Origin of the sequence: Massilia sp. Leaf139 (genome assembly GCF_001424165.1) — a bacterium.
In the GTDB taxonomy this organism is placed as follows: domain Bacteria; phylum Pseudomonadota; class Gammaproteobacteria; order Burkholderiales; family Burkholderiaceae_D; genus Telluria.
This window is the reverse complement of sequence record NZ_LMOJ01000012.1, coordinates 157,644-175,003: the sequence shown is the minus strand read 5'-3', so window position 1 is coordinate 175,003 and position 17,360 is coordinate 157,644. Positions and strand designations below refer to the sequence as shown.

General features: G+C 66.6%; 16 protein-coding genes. 9 read left to right on the top strand and 7 right to left on the bottom strand.

The features are described from left to right. Positions 1-51: 51 nt before the first annotated feature. The 4 genes from ASF77_RS09390 to ASF77_RS09375 form a co-directional block, all read right to left on the bottom strand. The gene (locus ASF77_RS09390) at positions 52-828 is read right to left on the bottom strand and encodes a LytTR family DNA-binding domain-containing protein (RefSeq protein ID WP_056338131.1); all 777 of its coding nucleotides are present in this window, start codon (positions 826-828) and stop codon (positions 52-54) included. Further along, positions 825-1,715, bottom strand: a complete 891-nt coding sequence (locus tag ASF77_RS09385) for a sensor histidine kinase (RefSeq protein WP_056338128.1) — start codon at positions 1,713-1,715, stop codon at positions 825-827. The genes ASF77_RS09390 and ASF77_RS09385 overlap by 4 nt, the downstream gene beginning before the upstream one ends. Before the next feature lie 3 nt (positions 1,716-1,718). After that, the gene (locus ASF77_RS09380; protein WP_056338126.1) at positions 1,719-1,970 is read right to left on the bottom strand and encodes a hypothetical protein; all 252 of its coding nucleotides are present in this window, start codon (positions 1,968-1,970) and stop codon (positions 1,719-1,721) included. A 93-nt stretch (positions 1,971-2,063) separates the two neighbouring features. Beyond that, positions 2,064-2,651 carry a GNAT family N-acetyltransferase gene (locus tag ASF77_RS09375; RefSeq protein ID WP_056338122.1) on the bottom strand — a complete coding sequence of 196 codons (588 nt, stop codon included), beginning with the start codon at positions 2,649-2,651 and terminating at the stop codon, positions 2,064-2,066. A 384-nt stretch (positions 2,652-3,035) separates the two neighbouring features. Between ASF77_RS09375 and ASF77_RS09370 the strand changes: the two genes are divergently transcribed. The 8 genes from ASF77_RS09370 to ASF77_RS09335 all read left to right on the top strand — a co-directional run bounded on the left by ASF77_RS09370 (position 3,036) and on the right by ASF77_RS09335 (position 13,561). Further along, the gene (locus tag ASF77_RS09370; protein ID WP_056338117.1) at positions 3,036-4,352 is read left to right on the top strand and encodes an aspartate aminotransferase family protein; all 1,317 of its coding nucleotides are present in this window, start codon (positions 3,036-3,038) and stop codon (positions 4,350-4,352) included. An 11-nt stretch (positions 4,353-4,363) separates the two neighbouring features. Continuing rightward, positions 4,364-5,866, top strand: a complete 1,503-nt coding sequence (locus tag ASF77_RS09365) for a CoA-acylating methylmalonate-semialdehyde dehydrogenase (RefSeq protein WP_056338115.1) — start codon at positions 4,364-4,366, stop codon at positions 5,864-5,866. Between the two features lie 157 nt (positions 5,867-6,023). Then, positions 6,024-7,394 (top strand): NAD(P)-dependent oxidoreductase, encoded by a 1,371-nt coding sequence (locus tag ASF77_RS09360; RefSeq protein ID WP_056339017.1) that lies wholly within the window; start codon positions 6,024-6,026, stop codon positions 7,392-7,394. Beyond that, positions 7,382-8,701: an NAD-dependent dihydropyrimidine dehydrogenase subunit PreA gene (preA, locus tag ASF77_RS09355; protein ID WP_056338113.1), complete on the top strand. Its 1,320-nt coding sequence runs from the start codon at positions 7,382-7,384 to the stop codon at positions 8,699-8,701. Before ASF77_RS09360 ends, preA begins: the two co-directional genes overlap by 13 nt. 120 nt (positions 8,702-8,821) lie before the next feature. Beyond that, entirely contained in the window at positions 8,822-10,309 is a 1,488-nt protein-coding gene (locus ASF77_RS09350; protein WP_056338112.1) for an NCS1 family nucleobase:cation symporter-1, read from the top strand. A 21-nt stretch (positions 10,310-10,330) separates the two neighbouring features. Then, a complete protein-coding gene (hydA, locus tag ASF77_RS09345) occupies positions 10,331-11,722 on the top strand; it encodes a dihydropyrimidinase (RefSeq protein ID WP_056338108.1) in 1,392 nt (463 codons plus the stop codon). 163 nt (positions 11,723-11,885) lie between these two features. Further along, positions 11,886-13,160 (top strand): Zn-dependent hydrolase, encoded by a 1,275-nt coding sequence (locus ASF77_RS09340; protein ID WP_056338105.1) that lies wholly within the window; start codon positions 11,886-11,888, stop codon positions 13,158-13,160. A 71-nt stretch (positions 13,161-13,231) separates the two neighbouring features. Further along, positions 13,232-13,561, top strand: a complete 330-nt coding sequence (locus ASF77_RS09335) for a hypothetical protein (RefSeq protein WP_056338103.1) — start codon at positions 13,232-13,234, stop codon at positions 13,559-13,561. A 60-nt stretch (positions 13,562-13,621) separates the two neighbouring features. On the opposite strand, the gene ASF77_RS09330 is transcribed toward ASF77_RS09335, so the two are convergent. Continuing rightward, complete coding sequence (locus ASF77_RS09330; protein ID WP_056338100.1) at positions 13,622-14,128, bottom strand: GNAT family N-acetyltransferase; 507 nt, start codon at positions 14,126-14,128, stop codon at positions 13,622-13,624. Positions 14,129-14,254: 126 nt separating this feature from the next. Here ASF77_RS09330 and ASF77_RS09325 point away from each other — a divergent pair, with 126 nt between their 5' ends. Further along, positions 14,255-14,572 (top strand): hypothetical protein, encoded by a 318-nt coding sequence (locus tag ASF77_RS09325; protein WP_056338097.1) that lies wholly within the window; start codon positions 14,255-14,257, stop codon positions 14,570-14,572. On the opposite strand, the gene ASF77_RS09320 is transcribed toward ASF77_RS09325, so the two are convergent. Further along, complete coding sequence (locus tag ASF77_RS09320; RefSeq protein ID WP_056338094.1) at positions 14,569-16,329, bottom strand: allantoate amidohydrolase; 1,761 nt, start codon at positions 16,327-16,329, stop codon at positions 14,569-14,571. The two genes, ASF77_RS09325 and ASF77_RS09320, sit on opposite strands and share 4 nt — an antisense overlap. A gap of 75 nt (positions 16,330-16,404) precedes the next feature. Further along, positions 16,405-17,343 (bottom strand): LysR substrate-binding domain-containing protein, encoded by a 939-nt coding sequence (locus ASF77_RS09315; RefSeq protein ID WP_056338091.1) that lies wholly within the window; start codon positions 17,341-17,343, stop codon positions 16,405-16,407. Between the last annotated feature and the right edge of the window lie 17 nt (positions 17,344-17,360).

The following is a 17,360-nucleotide window of genomic DNA, read 5'->3' as shown; positions in this document are numbered from 1 at the left end:
CCAGCTCCTTTCGAGGGTGGATCAAGAACGCATGCACCCGCGCGGCCGGCATCACATCTGCTGGAACAGGTGCGAATGGTTCCGGCTCACTTCCAGCTCCTGCGGATAGTTGCGCACCTTTAGCATCTGCCGGCCGCGCAGGTCGCGCGTCACTTCAGCGATCGCGTCCACCCGCACCAGGGTCGAGCGGTGGATGCGCCAGAACTCGTCGGGATCGAGTTCGTCGGCCAGTTCTTTGAGCGTTTTACGGATGAGAAGTTCGGCGGTGGCCGTCTGCACCCGCGTATATTTTTCGTCTGACTGGAAAAACAGGATTTCGCGCGTGCTCACCATGCGCAGGCTGCCGCCCACTTGCGCCTGGATCCAGCGCAGGTAGGAGCGCTTCGGCGGCGCGCCTTGCTGCAGCATGCTGCCGAGTTGCGCGAGCTGGGCGCCGATGTCCTGCGGCGCTTGTTCCATGCGCCGGCGCAGGCGCTCGCAGGTGGTGGCCAGACGTTCGCTGGTGACGGGTTTCAACAGGTAGTCGATGGCGCCGTGCTCGAAGGCGTCGACCGCGTACTGGTCGTAGGCAGTGGCGAAGACGATGTGGCAGCGGTCGTACAGCTGGCGCGCCGCTTCGATGCCCCCCATGCCGGGCATGCGGATGTCGAGGAAGGCGATCTGCGGCTGGTGGCGTGCGGCCAGCTCCACCGCTTCGATGCCGTTCGAGGCGAGGGCGACGATTTCGAGGTCGGGCCAGACTTCCAGCAGGCGCGCGTGCAATTGTTCGCGCATGGCTGCTTCGTCGTCGGCGATCAGGGCGGTGACACGCCCGGTCATGTTGCTCATGCTCCCTCCATCATCTGGTATGGAATGCGCACCGAGGCGCAGGCGCCGCCGCCGGGAGGCGCTTCGATCACGAGTTCGGCGCGGGTGCCGTACAGCAGCTGCAGGCGCTCGCGGATATTGGCCAGCCCAACGCCGTCGTCCGCATGCAGGTCGATGCCGATGCCATCGTCGCACACGTCCACCACCAGGATCGCGCCATCGACCCGGGCCCGCACCGTAATCGTACCGCCCTCGATCTTCGGCTCCAGCCCGTGCTTGATGGCGTTCTCGATCAGGGTCTGCAGCATCATCGGCGGGAAGGGCGCGCTGCCGAGGAAATCGGGCACCTCGAAACGTACCTGGAGCCGTTCCTTCATGCGCGCCTGCATGATGGCGAGATAGGCGCGCGACAGTTCCAGCTGCTTGCCAAGGGTGGCGCCGCCGCTCGAGCGCATCTGCGGCAGGCTCGAACGGAGGTAGGAAATCAGATGGGCGTGCACCTTGGCCGCTTCCGGCGGGTCGGTCTCGATCAGGCGGCCGATCAGGGCCAGGGTATTGAACAGGAAGTGCGGCTCGACCTGGGCCTGCAGGGCCGCCATCTGCGCTTCGGTCAAGCGCCGCTCTAGCGTGGCGACCTCGGCCTTCAGGGTCGCGTCCTTCGCCACCAGTTCGGCGCGGCGCTTGCCGCCGGCCAGCACCTTGATGCCGAACGACAGGAAGAAGTACCAGACCGCCGGCTCGGGCGTGTTCATCATCCCGAAGAAGACAAAGGCAAGCAGCCAGGTGACGGCGAGCTTGCGCCAGTCGACCACCGCGACCCAGTCGAAAAACGCCCACCATACCTTGCTCACTTCGATGAAGGTTTCGCGCATGAGATCGAGGGCCCGGTTGATCTGGCTGGCTTGCATGGTTCAGTCCTCGAGTGGCGTGGTCTTATCGCCGTTGATGGCCAGCACCGCGTACTTGATCGCGAGGAAGATCGCGAACAGCACCAGGGCGGTCGGTATGACGGCGATCGCGCAGGCGGTCAGGATCGCCGCCAGCAGCAGCGCCGGCCAGGGCAGGGCCGAGAAGGTGCGCAGGCCGCCACGCAGAACGCGCATGCCGCGTTCGGCGGCATCTTCGAGTTCGGCGGCGAAGGATCGGAAGGTCGTCGTTTTCATGAGTGTGCTCCTTGTGTTGAAGTCGATGGAGACACTTTAACGCTGCCGGAATAGCCCGGCGAGGCCTGTCCGACGAAGCGCCATTTTCATGGGCTAACCGGCAGCGTCGACCGACGAACGGGACAGCAGGCGCTCGTTCCAGTAGCGCCGCAGCAAGCCGTAGAAGGCGGTATCGGCGAATTCTCCATGGACGAACCAGCGTTCCGGCATGGTGCCCTCGAAGCGGAAGCCCAGCCGCTCCAGCAAGCGCGCCGAGGCCTCGTTGCGGGGATCGATGTCGGCCTCGATGCGGTTCATGTCGAGCGCCGAGAAGGCGTGGCCGAGCAGGGCCTCCAGCGCCTCGAAGGCATAGCCGCGGCCCCAGTGGGCGCTGCCCAGCGCATAGCCGAGTTCGCAACGGCGGTTCTGTTCGAAAAAGCCGCGCAGGTTGCAGATGCCGATCAGCTCGTCGGTCTCGGCGAGGGCGATCGCGTAGCGGCTCAGGCCGCCTTCGCGGTAGGCCTGCAGGGTTTCCTCGATCATCTTGCCGGCCTGGGCCATATCTGTCCAGGCGCCGTTCGACCAGAAGCGCACGACCTCTTCGTCCGAGAACACGCGGAACAGCGCGGCGGCGTCGTCCTGCGTAAAGGCGCGCAGGCGCAGGCGGGCGGTATTCAGGACGGGCGGCAAGGTGTCGGGCATGGCAGTTCTCCATCAGCATCACGATCCCTTACCCGCGATGGCTGAGTTTGCGTTAGATCAAAGGCGTTGGCATTCTCATACTGGCGGCATGCCGGCTGATTTAGCATGCTCGTTTTGCCGCCGCAGACCGGCCGTTGAGTTCATCGTGTTGAGTTCGTCTCATTGAGTTCGTCTATATTCGAATTGATATGACGGCATCACGGCGTCCGTTTATATTACCGGATCGGCAGGTTTTTTTGCATTTTTGCAACGCGCCCGGCCCAGTCCGGCAACTGCGCGGGCGCCCCGGCTTTACATTCGGGACGCGGGCGCGCACATTGTTATCATTGCCTCATCGTTTTGCCATTCAAACCAGAAATTGGCCGCAAACTAGGGAGAGCCTGCATGAACGAGTCCAGACCAGAATCGATGTCCGCCTTCTGGATGCCTTTCACGAACAACCGCGACTTCAAGGCCAATCCGCGCCTGCTGGCGTCGGCCGAAGGCATGTACTACAAGGATGTGGACGGCAACCAGATCCTCGACGGCACCGCCGGCCTGTGGTGCGTGCCTTGCGGCCACGCCCAACCGAAGATCGTCAGTGCGGTCAGCGAGATGGTCAAACAGCTCGATTTCGCGCCGACCTTCCAGATGGGCCATCCGGCGGCATTCGACCTGGCCGAGCGGCTGATGGACTACACGAACCACAAATTCGGCCACGTCTTCTACACCAACTCTGGTTCCGAGGCGGTCGACACCGCCCTGAAAATCGCGCTGGCCTACTACAAGGCGCGCGGCGAGGGGGGGCGCACCCGCCTGATAGGACGCGAGCGCGGCTATCACGGGGTCGGCTTCGGCGGTTTGTCGGTCGGCGGCATCGGGCCCAACCGCAAGCATTTCGGTCCGCTGCTCACTGGCGTCGACCACTTGCCGCACACGCATAACCTGCTCAAGAACGCTTTTTCGCGCGGCGAGCCGGACTTCGGCGTCGAGCTGGCGGACGAACTCGAACGCCTGGTCGCGCTGCACGACGCCTCGACCATCGCCGCCGTCATCATCGAGCCGGTCTCCGGTTCCACCGGCGTGCTGGTACCGCCGAAAGGCTACCTGAAGCGCCTGCGCGAGATCTGCACCAAGCACGGCATCCTGCTCATTTTCGACGAAGTCATCACCGGCTTCGGACGCCTGACGACGCCCTTCGCCGCCGACTATTTCGAGGTCGAGCCGGACATGATGACGACCGCCAAGGGGCTGACCAACGGCGTGATTCCGATGGGCGCGGTGTTCAGCAAGAAGTTCATTCACGACGCTTTCATGGAGGCGCCGGCCGGCATCGAGCTGTTCCATGGCTACACCTACTCGGGCCACCCGGTCGCCTGCGCCGCGGCGCTGGCAACGCTCGAGGTGTTCCGCGAGCAGCAGGTGCTCGAACACGCCAGGGGCATCCAGGCCTACTGGGAAGACGCGGTGCATGCCTTGAAGGGGCTGCCGCATGTGATCGACCTGCGCACCATCGGCCTGATCGCGGGCATCGAGCTCGAACCGATTCCCGGCAAGCCGGGCGCGCGCGCCTACCAGGCCCTGAAAAAAGCCTTCGCCGACGGCATCCTGATCCGCACGACGGGCGACATCATCGCGCTGTCGCCGCCCCTCATCCTCGAAAAACAGCATATCGACGAATTGTTCGGCAAGCTGGCCAACGTATTGAAGAACCTGGACTAGAAGAGACACACATGAATCAACTTGAAATCATTGGCCACTTCATCGGCGGCCAAGTCGTCGACACGGCGGGCGAGCGCTATGCCGACGTGTTCAATCCGGCCCTGGGCGAGCCCTGCGCGAAGGTGACGCTGGCGAGCGTGGACGAAGTCAACGCCGCCGTCTTCGCCGCGCAGGCCGCCTTCCCGGCCTGGTCGGCCACGCCGCCGCTGGCGCGTGCACGCATCCTCTTCAAATACCTGCAGCTGTGCCAGCAGCACACCGACGAATTCGCGGCCATGATCACGCGCGAGCACGGCAAGACCTTCAGCGACGCGCAAGGCGAAGTCGCGCGCGGCATCGAAGTCGTCGAATTCGCCTGCGGCATTCCGCATTTGCTGAAGGGCGAATTCACCGACCAGATCGCGCGCGGCATCGACGCCTGGTCGATGCGCCAGCCGCTGGGCGTGGTGGCCGGCATCACGCCGTTCAATTTCCCGGTGATGGTGCCGATGTGGATGTTCCCGGTGGCGCTCGCCTGCGGCAACACCTTCGTGCTGAAACCGTCGGAACGCGACCCGTCGCCCTCGCTGCTGCATGCGCGCCTGCTCAAGGAAGCCGGTCTGCCGGACGGTGTCTTCAACGTGGTGCAGGGCGACAAGCTTGCCGTCGACGCGCTGCTCGACAACCGCGACGTGCAGGCCATCAGCTTCGTCGGCTCGACCCCGATCGCCGAATACATCTACGCCCGCGGGAGCGCCAACGGCAAGCGCGTGCAGGCCCTGGGCGGCGCCAAGAACCACATGGTCGTCATGCCCGACGCCGACATGGAGATGGCTGTCGACGCCCTGATCGGGGCCGCCTACGGCTCGGCCGGCGAACGCTGCATGGCGATCTCGGTGGTAGTCGCGGTCGGCGACGCCGGCGACAAGCTGGTCGCCACGCTGGCCGAGCGCACCAGAAACCTCAAGATCGGCGAAGGCCTGAGCCAGGGCGCGGAGATGGGCCCGGTCGTGACGCAGGCGGCGCGCCAGCGCATCGAGCGCCTGATCGGCGAAGGCGTGGAGCAGGGCGCGACGCTGGTGGTGGACGGCCGCGGCCACAAGGTAGCGGGTTACGAGAACGGCTTCTTCGTGGGCGGCACCCTGTTCGATCACGTGAAACCCGAGATGAGCATCTACCAGGAAGAGATCTTCGGCCCGGTGCTGTGCGTCGTGCGCCTGCCGGACGTGGGCAGCGCGGTCGAGCTGATCAACGCCAACGAGTACGGCAACGGCGTCGCGGTGTTTACCCGCGACGGCGGGGTGGCGCGCGAATTCGTGCGCCAGATCCAGGTGGGCATGGTCGGTGTGAACGTGCCGCTGCCGGTGCCGATGGCCTTCAACAGCTTCGGCGGCTGGAAGCGCAGCATGTTCGGCGACCACCATGCCTACGGGCCCGAAGGCGTGCGCTTCTACACGCGCCACAAGGCGGTGATGCAGCGCTGGCCGAATACGGCGAGCGCCGGCGTGGAGTTCGCGTTCCCGCAGATGAAATAATTACCGTCGTAGGGTGGGCGCCCCGTGCCCACGCGGATGCGTCGTGATGCATCCGAGCCAAGGGCAGGTAACACCGCGTGGGCACAAGTGCCCACCCTACAAAGGCAGGGTAGCAAGCAGTCGAACACCAGCACTCCAACAATAACCAGGGATGCACATGATCGAGACTCTCCAGCACCTGCCGCCGGCAGCCGACTCGCACGGCGCGCTCGCGGCCCAGTTCACCGACCTGGCGCCGCCGCTCACCAGCCGCCAGGCGGCCATCGAAGCCGCGCGCTGCCTCTACTGTTACGACGCGCCCTGCATGCGGGCTTGCCCCACCGGCATCGACGTCGCCAGCTTCATCCGCAACATCCACGACCAGAACATCAACGGCGCCGCCATCGGCATCCTCAAGGCGAACATCTTCGGCGGCAGCTGCGCGCGCGTCTGCCCGACCGAGATCCTGTGCGAGAGCGCCTGCGTGCGCAACCACTACGCCGAGCGCGAGCCCGTCAAGATCGGCCTGCTGCAGCGCCATGCAATCGATAACGCCAGCTTCGCCGGCCATCCGTTTACACGCGCCCCGGCCACCGGCAAGACGATCGCCGTCGTCGGCGCCGGCCCCGCCGGCCTGGCCTGCGCGCACCGCCTCGCCATGCTCGGGCACGATGTCGTCGTGTTCGAAGCCAGGCCGAAGGCGGGCGGGCTGAACGAATACGGCATCGCCAAGTACAAGCTGCCCGGCGAATTCGCCCAGCAGGAGGTCGATTTCCTGCTCCAGATCGGCGGCATCGATATTCAATATGGCCAGGCGCTGGGCGAGAACCTGCAGCTGCGCGACCTGCACGCGCGCTTCGACGCCGTCTTCCTCGGCCTGGGCCTGGGCGCCAGCCGCCGCCTGGGGCTGACCGGCGAGGATGCGCCCGGCCTGATGGCCGCCACCGACTACATCGCCGCGCTGCGCCAGGCGGACGATCTCTCGACGCTGCCGGTGCCGCGCCGGGCCATCGTGATCGGCGCTGGCAACACGGCCATCGACATGGCCGTACAGATCAAGCGCCTGGGCGCCGACGAGGTGACCCTGGTCTACCGCCGCGGCTTCGACGCCATGAGCGCCACCGCCCACGAGATCGAGATCGCCAAGCTGAACTTCGTGTGCATCCGCACCTGGGCTTCGCCGCTGGAAGTGCTGCTCGACGACGCGGGCCGCGTGGCCGGCATGCGCTTCGAGGAGACGCGCATGGAGGAAGGGCGGCTGGCGCGTACCGGCGCCTTCGTCGAGATCGCGGCCGACGCCGTCTTCAAGGCCATCGGCCAGGCGATGGCGCCGCCGTCCGAATTCGACCTGGTCGCCCAGGACTTGTGGCAGGACGGCGGACGCATCGCCGTCGACGGTGCGCTGCGCACGAAAGTGCCCGGCATCTATGCCGGCGGCGACTGCGTCGCGCTCGGCCAAGACCTGACGGTGCAGGCAGTCCAGCACGGCAAGCTGGCCGCGCTGGCGATCCACAACGACATCGTTTCGGAGGCAGCATGGCCGACCTGAGCATCGATTTCTGCGGCATCAAGTCCCCCAACCCCTTCTGGCTCGCTTCGGCGCCGCCGACCGACAAGGCCTACAACGTCGTGCGGGCTTTTGAAGCCGGCTGGGGCGGCGTGGTGTGGAAGACCCTGGGCGAAGATCCGCCGGCCGTGAACGTCTCCTCGCGCTACTCGGCCCATTACGGCAAGAACCGCGAAGTCATCGGCTTCAACAACATCGAGCTGATCACCGACCGCAGCCTGGAGATCAACCTGCGTGAAATCACCGCCGTGAAAAAGGCCTGGCCGGATCGCGCGATGATCGTCTCGCTGATGCTGCCCTGCGAAGAGGCGCCGTGGGCGGCCATCCTGCCGCTGGTCGAAGCGACCGGCGCCGACGGCATCGAACTGAACTTCGGCTGCCCGCACGGCATGCCCGAGCGCGGCATGGGTGCGGCCGTCGGCCAGGTGCCGGAGTACGTGCAGATGGTCACGAGCTGGTGCAAGAAGCACACGCGCCTGCCCGTCATCGTGAAACTCACGCCGAACATCACCGACGTGCGCGCCCCCGCGCGCGCCGCGCTGGCCGGCGGGGCGGATGCGGTCTCGCTGATCAACACCGTCAATTCGATCACCCATCTCGATCTCGACCGCATGGTCGCTTTCCCGCAGGTGGGCGGCGCCAGCACCCACGGCGGCTATTGCGGTTCGGCGGTGAAGCCGATCGCACTGAACATGGTGGCCGAGATCGCGCGCGATCCGATCACGGCCGGCCTGCCGATTTCCGGCATCGGCGGCATCGGCAACTGGCGCGACGCGGCCGAATTCATCGCCCTCGGCGCCGGCTCGGTGCAGGTCTGCACGGCGGCGATGCTGCACGGCTTCCGCATCGTCGAAGAGATGAAGGACGGCTTGTCGCGCTGGATGGACGAGAAGGGCTACGCCAACGTCGCCGCTTTCTCGCGCAAGGCCGTGCCGAACACGACCGACTGGAAATACCTGGACATGAACTACCAGGTGATCGCCCACATCGACCAGGACAAGTGCATCGGCTGCGGCAAGTGCTTCGTCGCCTGCGAAGACACCTCGCACCAGGCGATCGCGCAACTGGTGCTGGAGAACGGCGCGCGCCGCTATGAAGTGATCCGGGGTGAATGCGTCGGCTGCAACCTGTGCGAAATCACCTGCCCGGTCGAGGCCTGCATCGCGATGGTGCCGCAGGAAACCGGCAAGCCGTACATGAACTGGACGCAGGATCCGCGCAATCCGCGCGCGGAGATCCCGCCGGCGCCGGCGGTGCTGGAAGCGGTCGCTGTCATCGAAACGGCCTGAACCGGCGAGGGCGCTCGGGGCGGCTGGCCGCTCCAAGCGCCCGCAGCCGTCCATACGTTTGCGCTACACTGGGTCGCATCGAGTAACCCGCCTGGAGAGACCCGTTTGGAGAATTCTAACGTGACGCAACACCCCGTCAGCAACGAACTCTGGAACCACGACCTGGCGCCCACCAGCGCCGCCCAGCGCACCTGGCGCTGGTACCACTTCGCCGCCCTCTGGGTCGGCATGGTGATCAGCATTCCCGCCTACATGCTGGCCTCGAGCCTGATCGAAAGCGGCATGTCGGCCTGGCAGGCCGTGGTCACGGTCTTCCTCGCCAACGTGATCGTGCTGCTGCCGATGCTCCTGATCGGCCATGCCGGCACCAAATACGGCATTCCCTACGCGGTATTGGCGCGCGCTTCCTTCGGCACCCGCGGCGCCCGCCTGCCGGCCCTGATGCGTGCGATCGTCGCCTGCGGCTGGTACGGCATCCAGACCTGGTTCGGCGGCAGCATGATCTACACGCTGCTGGGCGTGCTGCTCGGCAGCCCGATCGGCGGCGACAATCTCCCCGGCCTGGGCATCAATGCCGGCCAGCTGGCCTGCTTCCTGGCCTTCTGGGCGATCCAGATGTATTTCGTCGTGCACGGCATGGAATCGATCCGCAAGCTCGAGACCTACACCGCGCCCCTGAAGATCGCGATCTGCTTCGTGCTGCTCTGGTGGGTGTATGACAAGGTCGGCGGCTTCGGCCCGCTGCTCGATCAGCCTTCGCAGTTCGTCGAAGGCGGCGCGAAAGCCGGCCTGTTCTGGAGCGTGTTCTGGCCTTCGCTGACCGCCATGATCGGCTACTGGGCCACGCTGGCGCTGAACATTCCCGACTTCACCCGCTTCGCCACCAGCCAGCGCGACCAGGTCATCGGCCAGTCGCTCGGTCTGCCGCTGCCGATGGCGCTGCTGGCGGCGCTGGCGGTCACCGTCACCTCGGCCACGATCGTCCTCTACGGTAAAGCCTTGTGGGATCCGGTTGACGTCGCCAGCCGCATGACGGGCGTGGCGGTGCTGGTGGCCTTGCTGATCCTCCTGATCGACACCGCCAGCGTCAACCTGGCCGCCAACCTGGTCGGGCCGGCCTACGACTTCTCGGCGCTGTCGCCGCAACGCATTTCTTACCGGGTCGGCGGCTACATCACGGCCGGCATCGCGCTGGCGATGATGCCCTGGAAGATCCTGGAGACGACCCAGAACTACATCTTCATCTGGCTGACCGGCTATTCGGCGCTGCTCGGGCCGATCGCCGGGATCATGATCGTCGACTACTACTTCATCCGCAAGACCGAACTCGACGTCGACCAGCTGTACCGTGACCGCAGCGTCTATGCCTACCGCGGCGGCTGGAACATCGCCGCGCTGGTCGCCTTTGCCGCCGGCGTGCTGCCGAACCTGCCGGGCTTCCTGAACGCGGCGTTGCCGAACGCCTTCCCGAACGTGGGCGAGGCCTTCAAGACGATCTATACCTATGCCTGGTTCGTCGGCGTCGTCATTGCGGCCATCGTGTACGGCCTGATGATGAAGGGCCGCACGGTGCCGGCGGTGCGCGCCGCAGCTAATTTCCCTACTTGACCTGATTGACAAGGAGTGTCCATGACGACGATTATCCGCGGCGGCACCATCGTGAACGCCGACCGCGCCTTCCGCGGAGACGTGCTTTGTTTCGGCGACAAGATCGTGGCCGTCGGCGAGGGGCTGGATGCGCCCGCGAACGCCACCGTCATCGACGCGGGCGGGCAGTACGTCATGCCGGGCGGGATCGACACCCACACCCACATGCAGCTGCCCTTCATGGGCACGGTCACCGCCGACGATTTCTTCACCGGCACCGCGGCCGGCCTGGCCGGCGGCACGACCACCATCATGGACTTCGTGATTCCCGATCCGCAGCAGCCGCTGATGGACGCCTACCGCACCTGGCGCGGCTGGGCGCGCAAAGCCGCAGGCGACTACACCTTCCACGTCGCCGTCACCTGGTGGGACGACTCGGTGCATGCCGACATGGGCACCCTGGTGCGCGAGCATGGCGTGAACAGCTTCAAGCACTTCATGGCCTATAAAAACGCGATCATGGCCGACGACGAGACGCTGGTGAAAAGCTTCCGGCGCGCGCTGGAGCTGGGCGCGATTCCGACCGTGCACGCGGAGAACGGCGAGCTGGTCTTCCAGTTGCAGCAGGAGCTGCTGGCGCGCGGCATCACGGGCGCGAAGGCGCACCCGCTGTCGCGTCCGCCGGAGGTCGAGGCCGAAGCCGCGAACCGGGCCATCGCCATCGCCAACGTGCTCGGCACGCCGGTCTACATCGTCCACGTCTCCTGCGCCGAATCGCTGGAAGCGATTGCCCGCGCCCGCGCCAAGGGCCAGCGCGTGTACGGCGAGGCGCTGGCGGGCCACCTGGTGATCGACGACAGCGTGTACGCCAGCGATGACGAGAATTTTGTACGCGGCCACGTGATGAGCCCGCCGTTTCGCAGCAAGCACCACCAGGGCGCGCTGTGGCAGGGCCTGCGCGGCGGCAACCTGCACACCACGGCCACCGACCACTGCACCTTCTGCGCCGAGCAGAAGGCGGCGGGCGCCGATAACTTTACGCGCATCCCGAACGGCTGCGGCGGCGTCGAAGAGCGCATGGCCGTGGTCTGGGACGCGGGCGTGAATGCGGGCATCCTGACGCCCTCCGAATTCGTGCGCGTCACCTCGACCAACGCCGCCCAGATCTTCAACATGTACCCGAGGAAGGGCGTGATCGCGGTCGGGGCCGACGCCGACATCGTCGTCTGGGATCCGCACGGCAGCCGTACGATTTCCAGTCAAACCCAGTTCGCCAAGGGTGGCTTCAACGTCTTCGAAGGCCGCACCGTGCGCGGCATCCCGACCCATACCGTCGCCGCCGGCAAGCTCGTCTTCGAACGCGGCGACCTGCGCGCGGAAGAGGGCGCCGGCCGCCACATCGACCGGCCGGCGTTCACCACGCAGACCGCCTGAATCGAGGACGGAAACGTACACCATACATGTAGAGGGCGGCGAGGCCAGTGGCCTCGCTGCCAGATTCACCGGGCGGATCTTCCGCCCACGCGTTCAACGAACCGTAGCAAGCCGGGTAGCAACCAAACAACGCTGCCTACGTATATCAGCCTGGAGACCAACCATGCCCGACACCCTGCGCATCAACGGCCAACGCCTGTGGAACTCCCTGATGGAGCTCGCCCAGATCGGCGCCACTCCCAAAGGCGGCGTCAAGCGCCTCACCCTGACCGACCTCGATCGCCAGGGTCGCGACCTCGTCGTCGGCTGGGCCCGCGAAGCCGGCATGTCCGTCACGGTCGACAAGATCGGCAACGTCTTCATGCGCCGCCCCGGCCGCGACGACAGCCTGCCGCCGATCGTCACCGGCAGCCATGTCGACACGCAGCCCACCGGCGGCAAGTTCGACGGCAACTACGGCGTGCTGGCCGGCATCGAGGTCGTGCGCACGCTGAACGACCACGGCATCGTTACCGAAGCCCCGGTCGAAGTCGCCTTCTGGACGAACGAGGAAGGTTCGCGCTTCGTGCCGGTGATGATGGGCTCCGGCGTGTTCTGCGGCGCCTTTAGCTTAGAGACCGCCTACGCCGCGAAGGACGTGGACGGCAAGACCGTGCGCGAGGAGCTCGAGCGCATCGGCTACCTGGGCGAGGAGGAGCCCGGCCGCCACCCGATCGGCGCCTATTTCGAAGCCCACATCGAGCAGGGCCCGGTGCTGGAAGACGCCGACAAGGTGATCGGCGTGGTCCCGGCGGTGATGGGCCTGTCCTGGTACGACTGCACGGTCAGTGGCATGGAAGCCCACGCCGGCCCGACGCCGATGGGCCTGCGGCGCGACGCGCTGCAGGTGGCGACCACGATCATGCAGGAGGTCGTGGCAATCGCCAACCGCTACCCGCCTTACGGACGCGGCACCGTCGGCATGGTGCAGGTCTTCCCGAACAGCCGCAACGTGATTCCCGGCCAGGTGAAGTTCAGCATCGACCTGCGCAACGTGAACGACGAGCTGCTCAATACGATGCACGAGGAGATGCTCGCCTTTGTCGCCCGCACGCGCGTCGAGACGGGCCTCGGCATCGAGATCGAACGCGTATCCTACTACCCGCCGTGCCCCTTCCATCCGGATTGCGTGGATGCGGTGCGCGCGGCGACCGCGAAGCTGGGCTATTCGACCATGGACGTGGTCTCGGGCGCCGGCCACGATGCGATCTATACCGCGCGGGTGGCGCCCTCGGGCATGATTTTCGTGCCTTGCAAGGACGGCATCAGCCACAACGAGATCGAGGACGCCCAGCCCGCGCACCTGGAGGCCGGTTGCAATGTGCTGCTGCACGCGATGCTCGCGCGCGCCGGCCAGGTGGAACAGGAGGTGATCGCGCAGGAGGCAGCGGACGCCTAGGGTGAAAGGGGAAGAGGGGCAGGAAGCACGGGCGTGCACTGGGCTCGCGAAAACGCGGCTAGAATGCCCGCATGCCGAGCAAAACTCCTACCTTTCCCGGGCCCCTGACCGCCCGCGGCGCCGTGCTGGCGGTGCTGTTGTCCGACGAAGACCAGACCGGCGCCGAGCCGCTGCGCGGACGCGTCACGCTGGCGGCCATCGTCCGCACCCTGAAACGCAAGTACAACTGGCCGATCGAAACCAGCAGTTTTCCGTCGAACGGGGCGGATGGCCGCGCCACCTGGGCCACGGTCTACAGCCTGCCGCCGACGGTGGTCGCCCGCGCCCTCAACGCGGGCGGGCGCGACTGGCTCAAGAGCCGGGCCAGTGCGCGGCGTGCACTGCTGGCCGAGGCCGAGTGAGCGCCGCGGCAGGGGCTTCCCGCCGCGCGCGCGACAGCACAGCATCGGCCTCGATGACTCCTAGCTTACGCGACCGCTGACAGGAAGGGCGGGTGTTGCATCCAGTCGCTTTTGCATGAACACCGAGGGAATGTCCACGCCCGACCGGTGCGGATACATCTCCTCCCGAATGGCGACGAAACCGGCGCGCTCATAAAACGGCACCGCATTGAGGGAAGCCGACAGGAACAAGCGCTCGCATCCCGCGGCGCGCGCTGCGGCGTCGAGCGCCTCCATCAACAGCGCTCCGATCCCGCGTCCATGGTCGGCCGGTTCGACGAACACGGCGTCCACCTCGCCACTGACGGCATCGAGCACGGCATAGCCAAGCATCCGGCCCGCTTTCTCGGCGACGATCCCGCCGCCCCGAGCGACCAGTTCCCGCACGCGCTCGGGCAGAGGCGCGGCCAGCCACGCAGCCAGCACGTCCGCGTCGTAGTGGGCTGCGCACGCATACGCGACGGCGCGCGTGCGCAGTGCCCAACAAGGGGTAAGATCTTCCAGGCTGGCCGGTCGAAGTGCGATCATGACGAATCCCGTAGATGAATGCCGCTAACGTTTCCCAATGACAGCGATCAGGGCAACGCTGCTTCAGGCGCGTAAGCTCTCCTGCGTATTACATCACATCGGCCCGCAAGCGATGGAGGAGCGAACATGGACATGGTCTTTTGCCCTGGGTGTGCCGGCGACGCGCAAGCGGATCTGGAAAGCGGGACAGCGGCCTGCCCGGTCTGCGGCGCGCCGCGCGCCGCCTGCGCCGCGCCCGGCGCGCGCCGCAATCCGTTCAGGCTGATCGCGCTGTGCCTGCTGTGGGCCGTCGGCTTCTGGGTGGCCGGCCTGTTCCTGGCCGCCGCGCTGGCGCTGCCGCAGCACGAGGTGCCGGGCGGTCCCTTGCTGCTCGCGGCGATCGGCCTGTCCATCGTGCTGACCGTGCGCGGCAGCCTGCCTGGCACAGCCAAGCCGCTTCTTTAAACGGCGTAGCTGCGCAGGAAATCGAGCAGCACCTGGGCCGCCAGTTCCGCATCGTCCGCCGTCATCGTCTCCAGCGGGTTGTGGCTGATGCCGCCATTGCCGCAGCGCGTGAACAGCATGGCGACCTCGGTGAGCTGCGCCATCTGCATCGCGTCGTGGCCGGCGCCGGAAAGCAGGTCGAAGCGCGGCAGGCCCTGACGCTCGATCGCCGCGCCCAGCGCATCCATCAGGCGCGGCGCGCAGGGCGCCGCTTCCGCTTCGACGATCTTCCACAGCTTTTCCTCGATGCCGCGCCGCGCGCAGATGGCGCTGATGCCGGCCAGGATGTCGTCGACCGCGGCCAGGCGCACCGCGTCGTCGGCAGCGCGGATATCGAGCGAGAGCCGGCAGGCGCCGGGGATCACGTTGACGGAACCGCCCGGCACTTCGAGCTGGCCGACGGTGCCCACCAGCGCCGGCACGCCGGTGCAGCGCCCTTCGACCAGCAGCACGATCTCGGCGGCGGCGGCCGCGGCGTCGCGGCGCATGCCCATCGGCGTGGTGCCGGCGTGGCTGGCCACGCCCGCCAGCTCGACCAGGTAGCGCGAACTGCCGGCGATTGCCGTCACCACACCCAGCGGCAGGCCGCGCTCGAGCAGCACCGGGCCTTGTTCGATGTGGACTTCGACGAAGCCGAGCAGGTCTTCACGCTTGCGCGCAATGGCGGAAATCGCGCCCGGAATCGCAGACAGTTCGTGGCCGGCGGCCACGATCGCCTCGCGCAGCGTGATGCCGTCCGCATCGACGGCATCGAGCAGCGCCGCGTCGAAGCGCCCGGTGATGGCGCTGCTGCCGAGGAAGGTGCTCCTGAAGCGCACGCCTTCCTCTTCGGCGAAGCCGACCACGTCGAGGTGAAAGGGCAGGCGCTCGCCGCGCGCGTGCAGGTGGGCTGCGATGGCGATCGGCAGCAGGATGCCGAGGCGCCCGTCGTACTTGCCGCCGTTGCGCACGGTGTCGTAGTGTGAGCCCGTCATCAGGGTCTTCGCCTGCGGGTCGTTCGACGCATAGCGGCCGGCCACGTTGCCGACGGCGTCGATGTGGACAATCATGCCCGCTTGGCGCATCCAGTCGGCGATCTGGGCGGCGGTGCGGCGGTGCGCCGGCGTCAGGTAGGCACAGGTGAGGCCATTCTCATCGTCGCTCCAGGTGCCGATGGTTTCGCACCAGTCCATCACCTGCGCGCCCAGCGCCGGCTCGGTGCCGAGCAGGGCGTTGAGGCGGATCTCGGCGATGCGGTGCACCTGGCGCAGGGCTTCGGCGAATTCGTCGGCGCGTGTATTTTTCAGGCGCCGCGCGAAGGTCTCGATGATGGCGCCGCGCGTGAGGCCGCGCCCGGTCGGGCCTTTCACGGCCAGGATGAAGGGAAAGCCGAACTTGTCGTTGTAGACGGCATTCAGTTCCTGCAGGCGCGCGTATTCCTCCGGGCTGCACAGGTTCAGGCCGGAGGCCTTTTGTTCGCTCGTCGATTCCTCGGTGAGTTCGCCGGCGATCGCCGCCTTGCCCGCCAGTTCGGGGTGAGCGCGCAGCAGGGAAAGCTGCTCGTCCTCGGCGGCGCTGTCGACTACCTCGCGCAACGCCAGCTTGAGTGCGGCCGGCGTCGCGAAGGGACGGCGCGGCGCGGCGCGCTCGGCGATCCAGGGCGAGTGCTCGTAGATGCCGGTCAGGGCCGCGGCAAAGGCAGCGTCGTCGAGCGTGTTGAGGCTGAAAAGCGTGGTCATGGTCGGCCTTTTGTCATCAAGCGTTCGATGATAAATCTTGCGTGCGGTTCGCTCATAAGCCACCGCATATACCCGTTACTTCTGCACCAGCGCCCGCGCCGCCTGGCTCACCTGGTCGCGCAGCCACTTGTGTTCCGGCGACTGGTGCACGCGCTGGTGCCACAACTGGTAGAAGCGCATCGGCGGGAACTTCAGGGGCATGGTGAAGGTCTTGAGCGGCAGCGTCTTCTCGTACGAGCGCATGAACTGGCGGCCCGTCGTCAGCACCAGGTCGGTCTGGGTCAGCATGTAGGGGATCAGCCCGAAATAGGGCGACTCGACCGCGATCTTGCGCTGCATGCCCTGGCGCGCGAGGAAGGAATCGATCACGCCGTGGTAGCCGGGCAGGGTCTGCGAAGGCGCCACGTGCGGCAGGCTGAGGTAGTCTTCGATCGTCATCGCATCGATCTCCGTCCTACGCGCATACGGGCTGTCGGCGCGCATGGTGCAGACGATCGGGTCTTCGAACAGTTTCGAAATGTGCAGGTGCGCGGGCGGCTCGTCCCAGTTGGCGATGACGAGATCCATTTCGCCGTCGGACAGCATGCGCAGGTAGTCGGCGCCGGCGCCCATGCCGTGGATCGCGACCCGGCTGTTGGGCGCGCCGCGGCGCACGGCGGCCACGACGTTGGGCAGGAACTGGGTGTCGAGGTAGTCGGGCGCGGCGATGTGGAAGGTGCGCGCCGCTTCCTCGGGCACGAAGGCGGACTTCTTGACGAACAGGCTCTCGGTCTCGTCGAGGATGCGCTTGGCGGGCTTGAGCAGGCTCTCGCCGTGCTGGGTCGGCACCATGCCGCGCGCGCCGCGCACCAGCAGCGGATCGCCCGTCAGCTCGCGCAGTTTGCGCAGCGAGGCCGAGATCGAGGGCTGCGGCTGGTTCAGTTTCAAGGCCACCCGCGAGACGTTCTTCTCCACCAGCAGCAGGTAGAGGATGCGGATCAGGTGGATGTCCAGGTGCTGGGGCAGGGCGGCCATGGCGTGTTGTATATGGA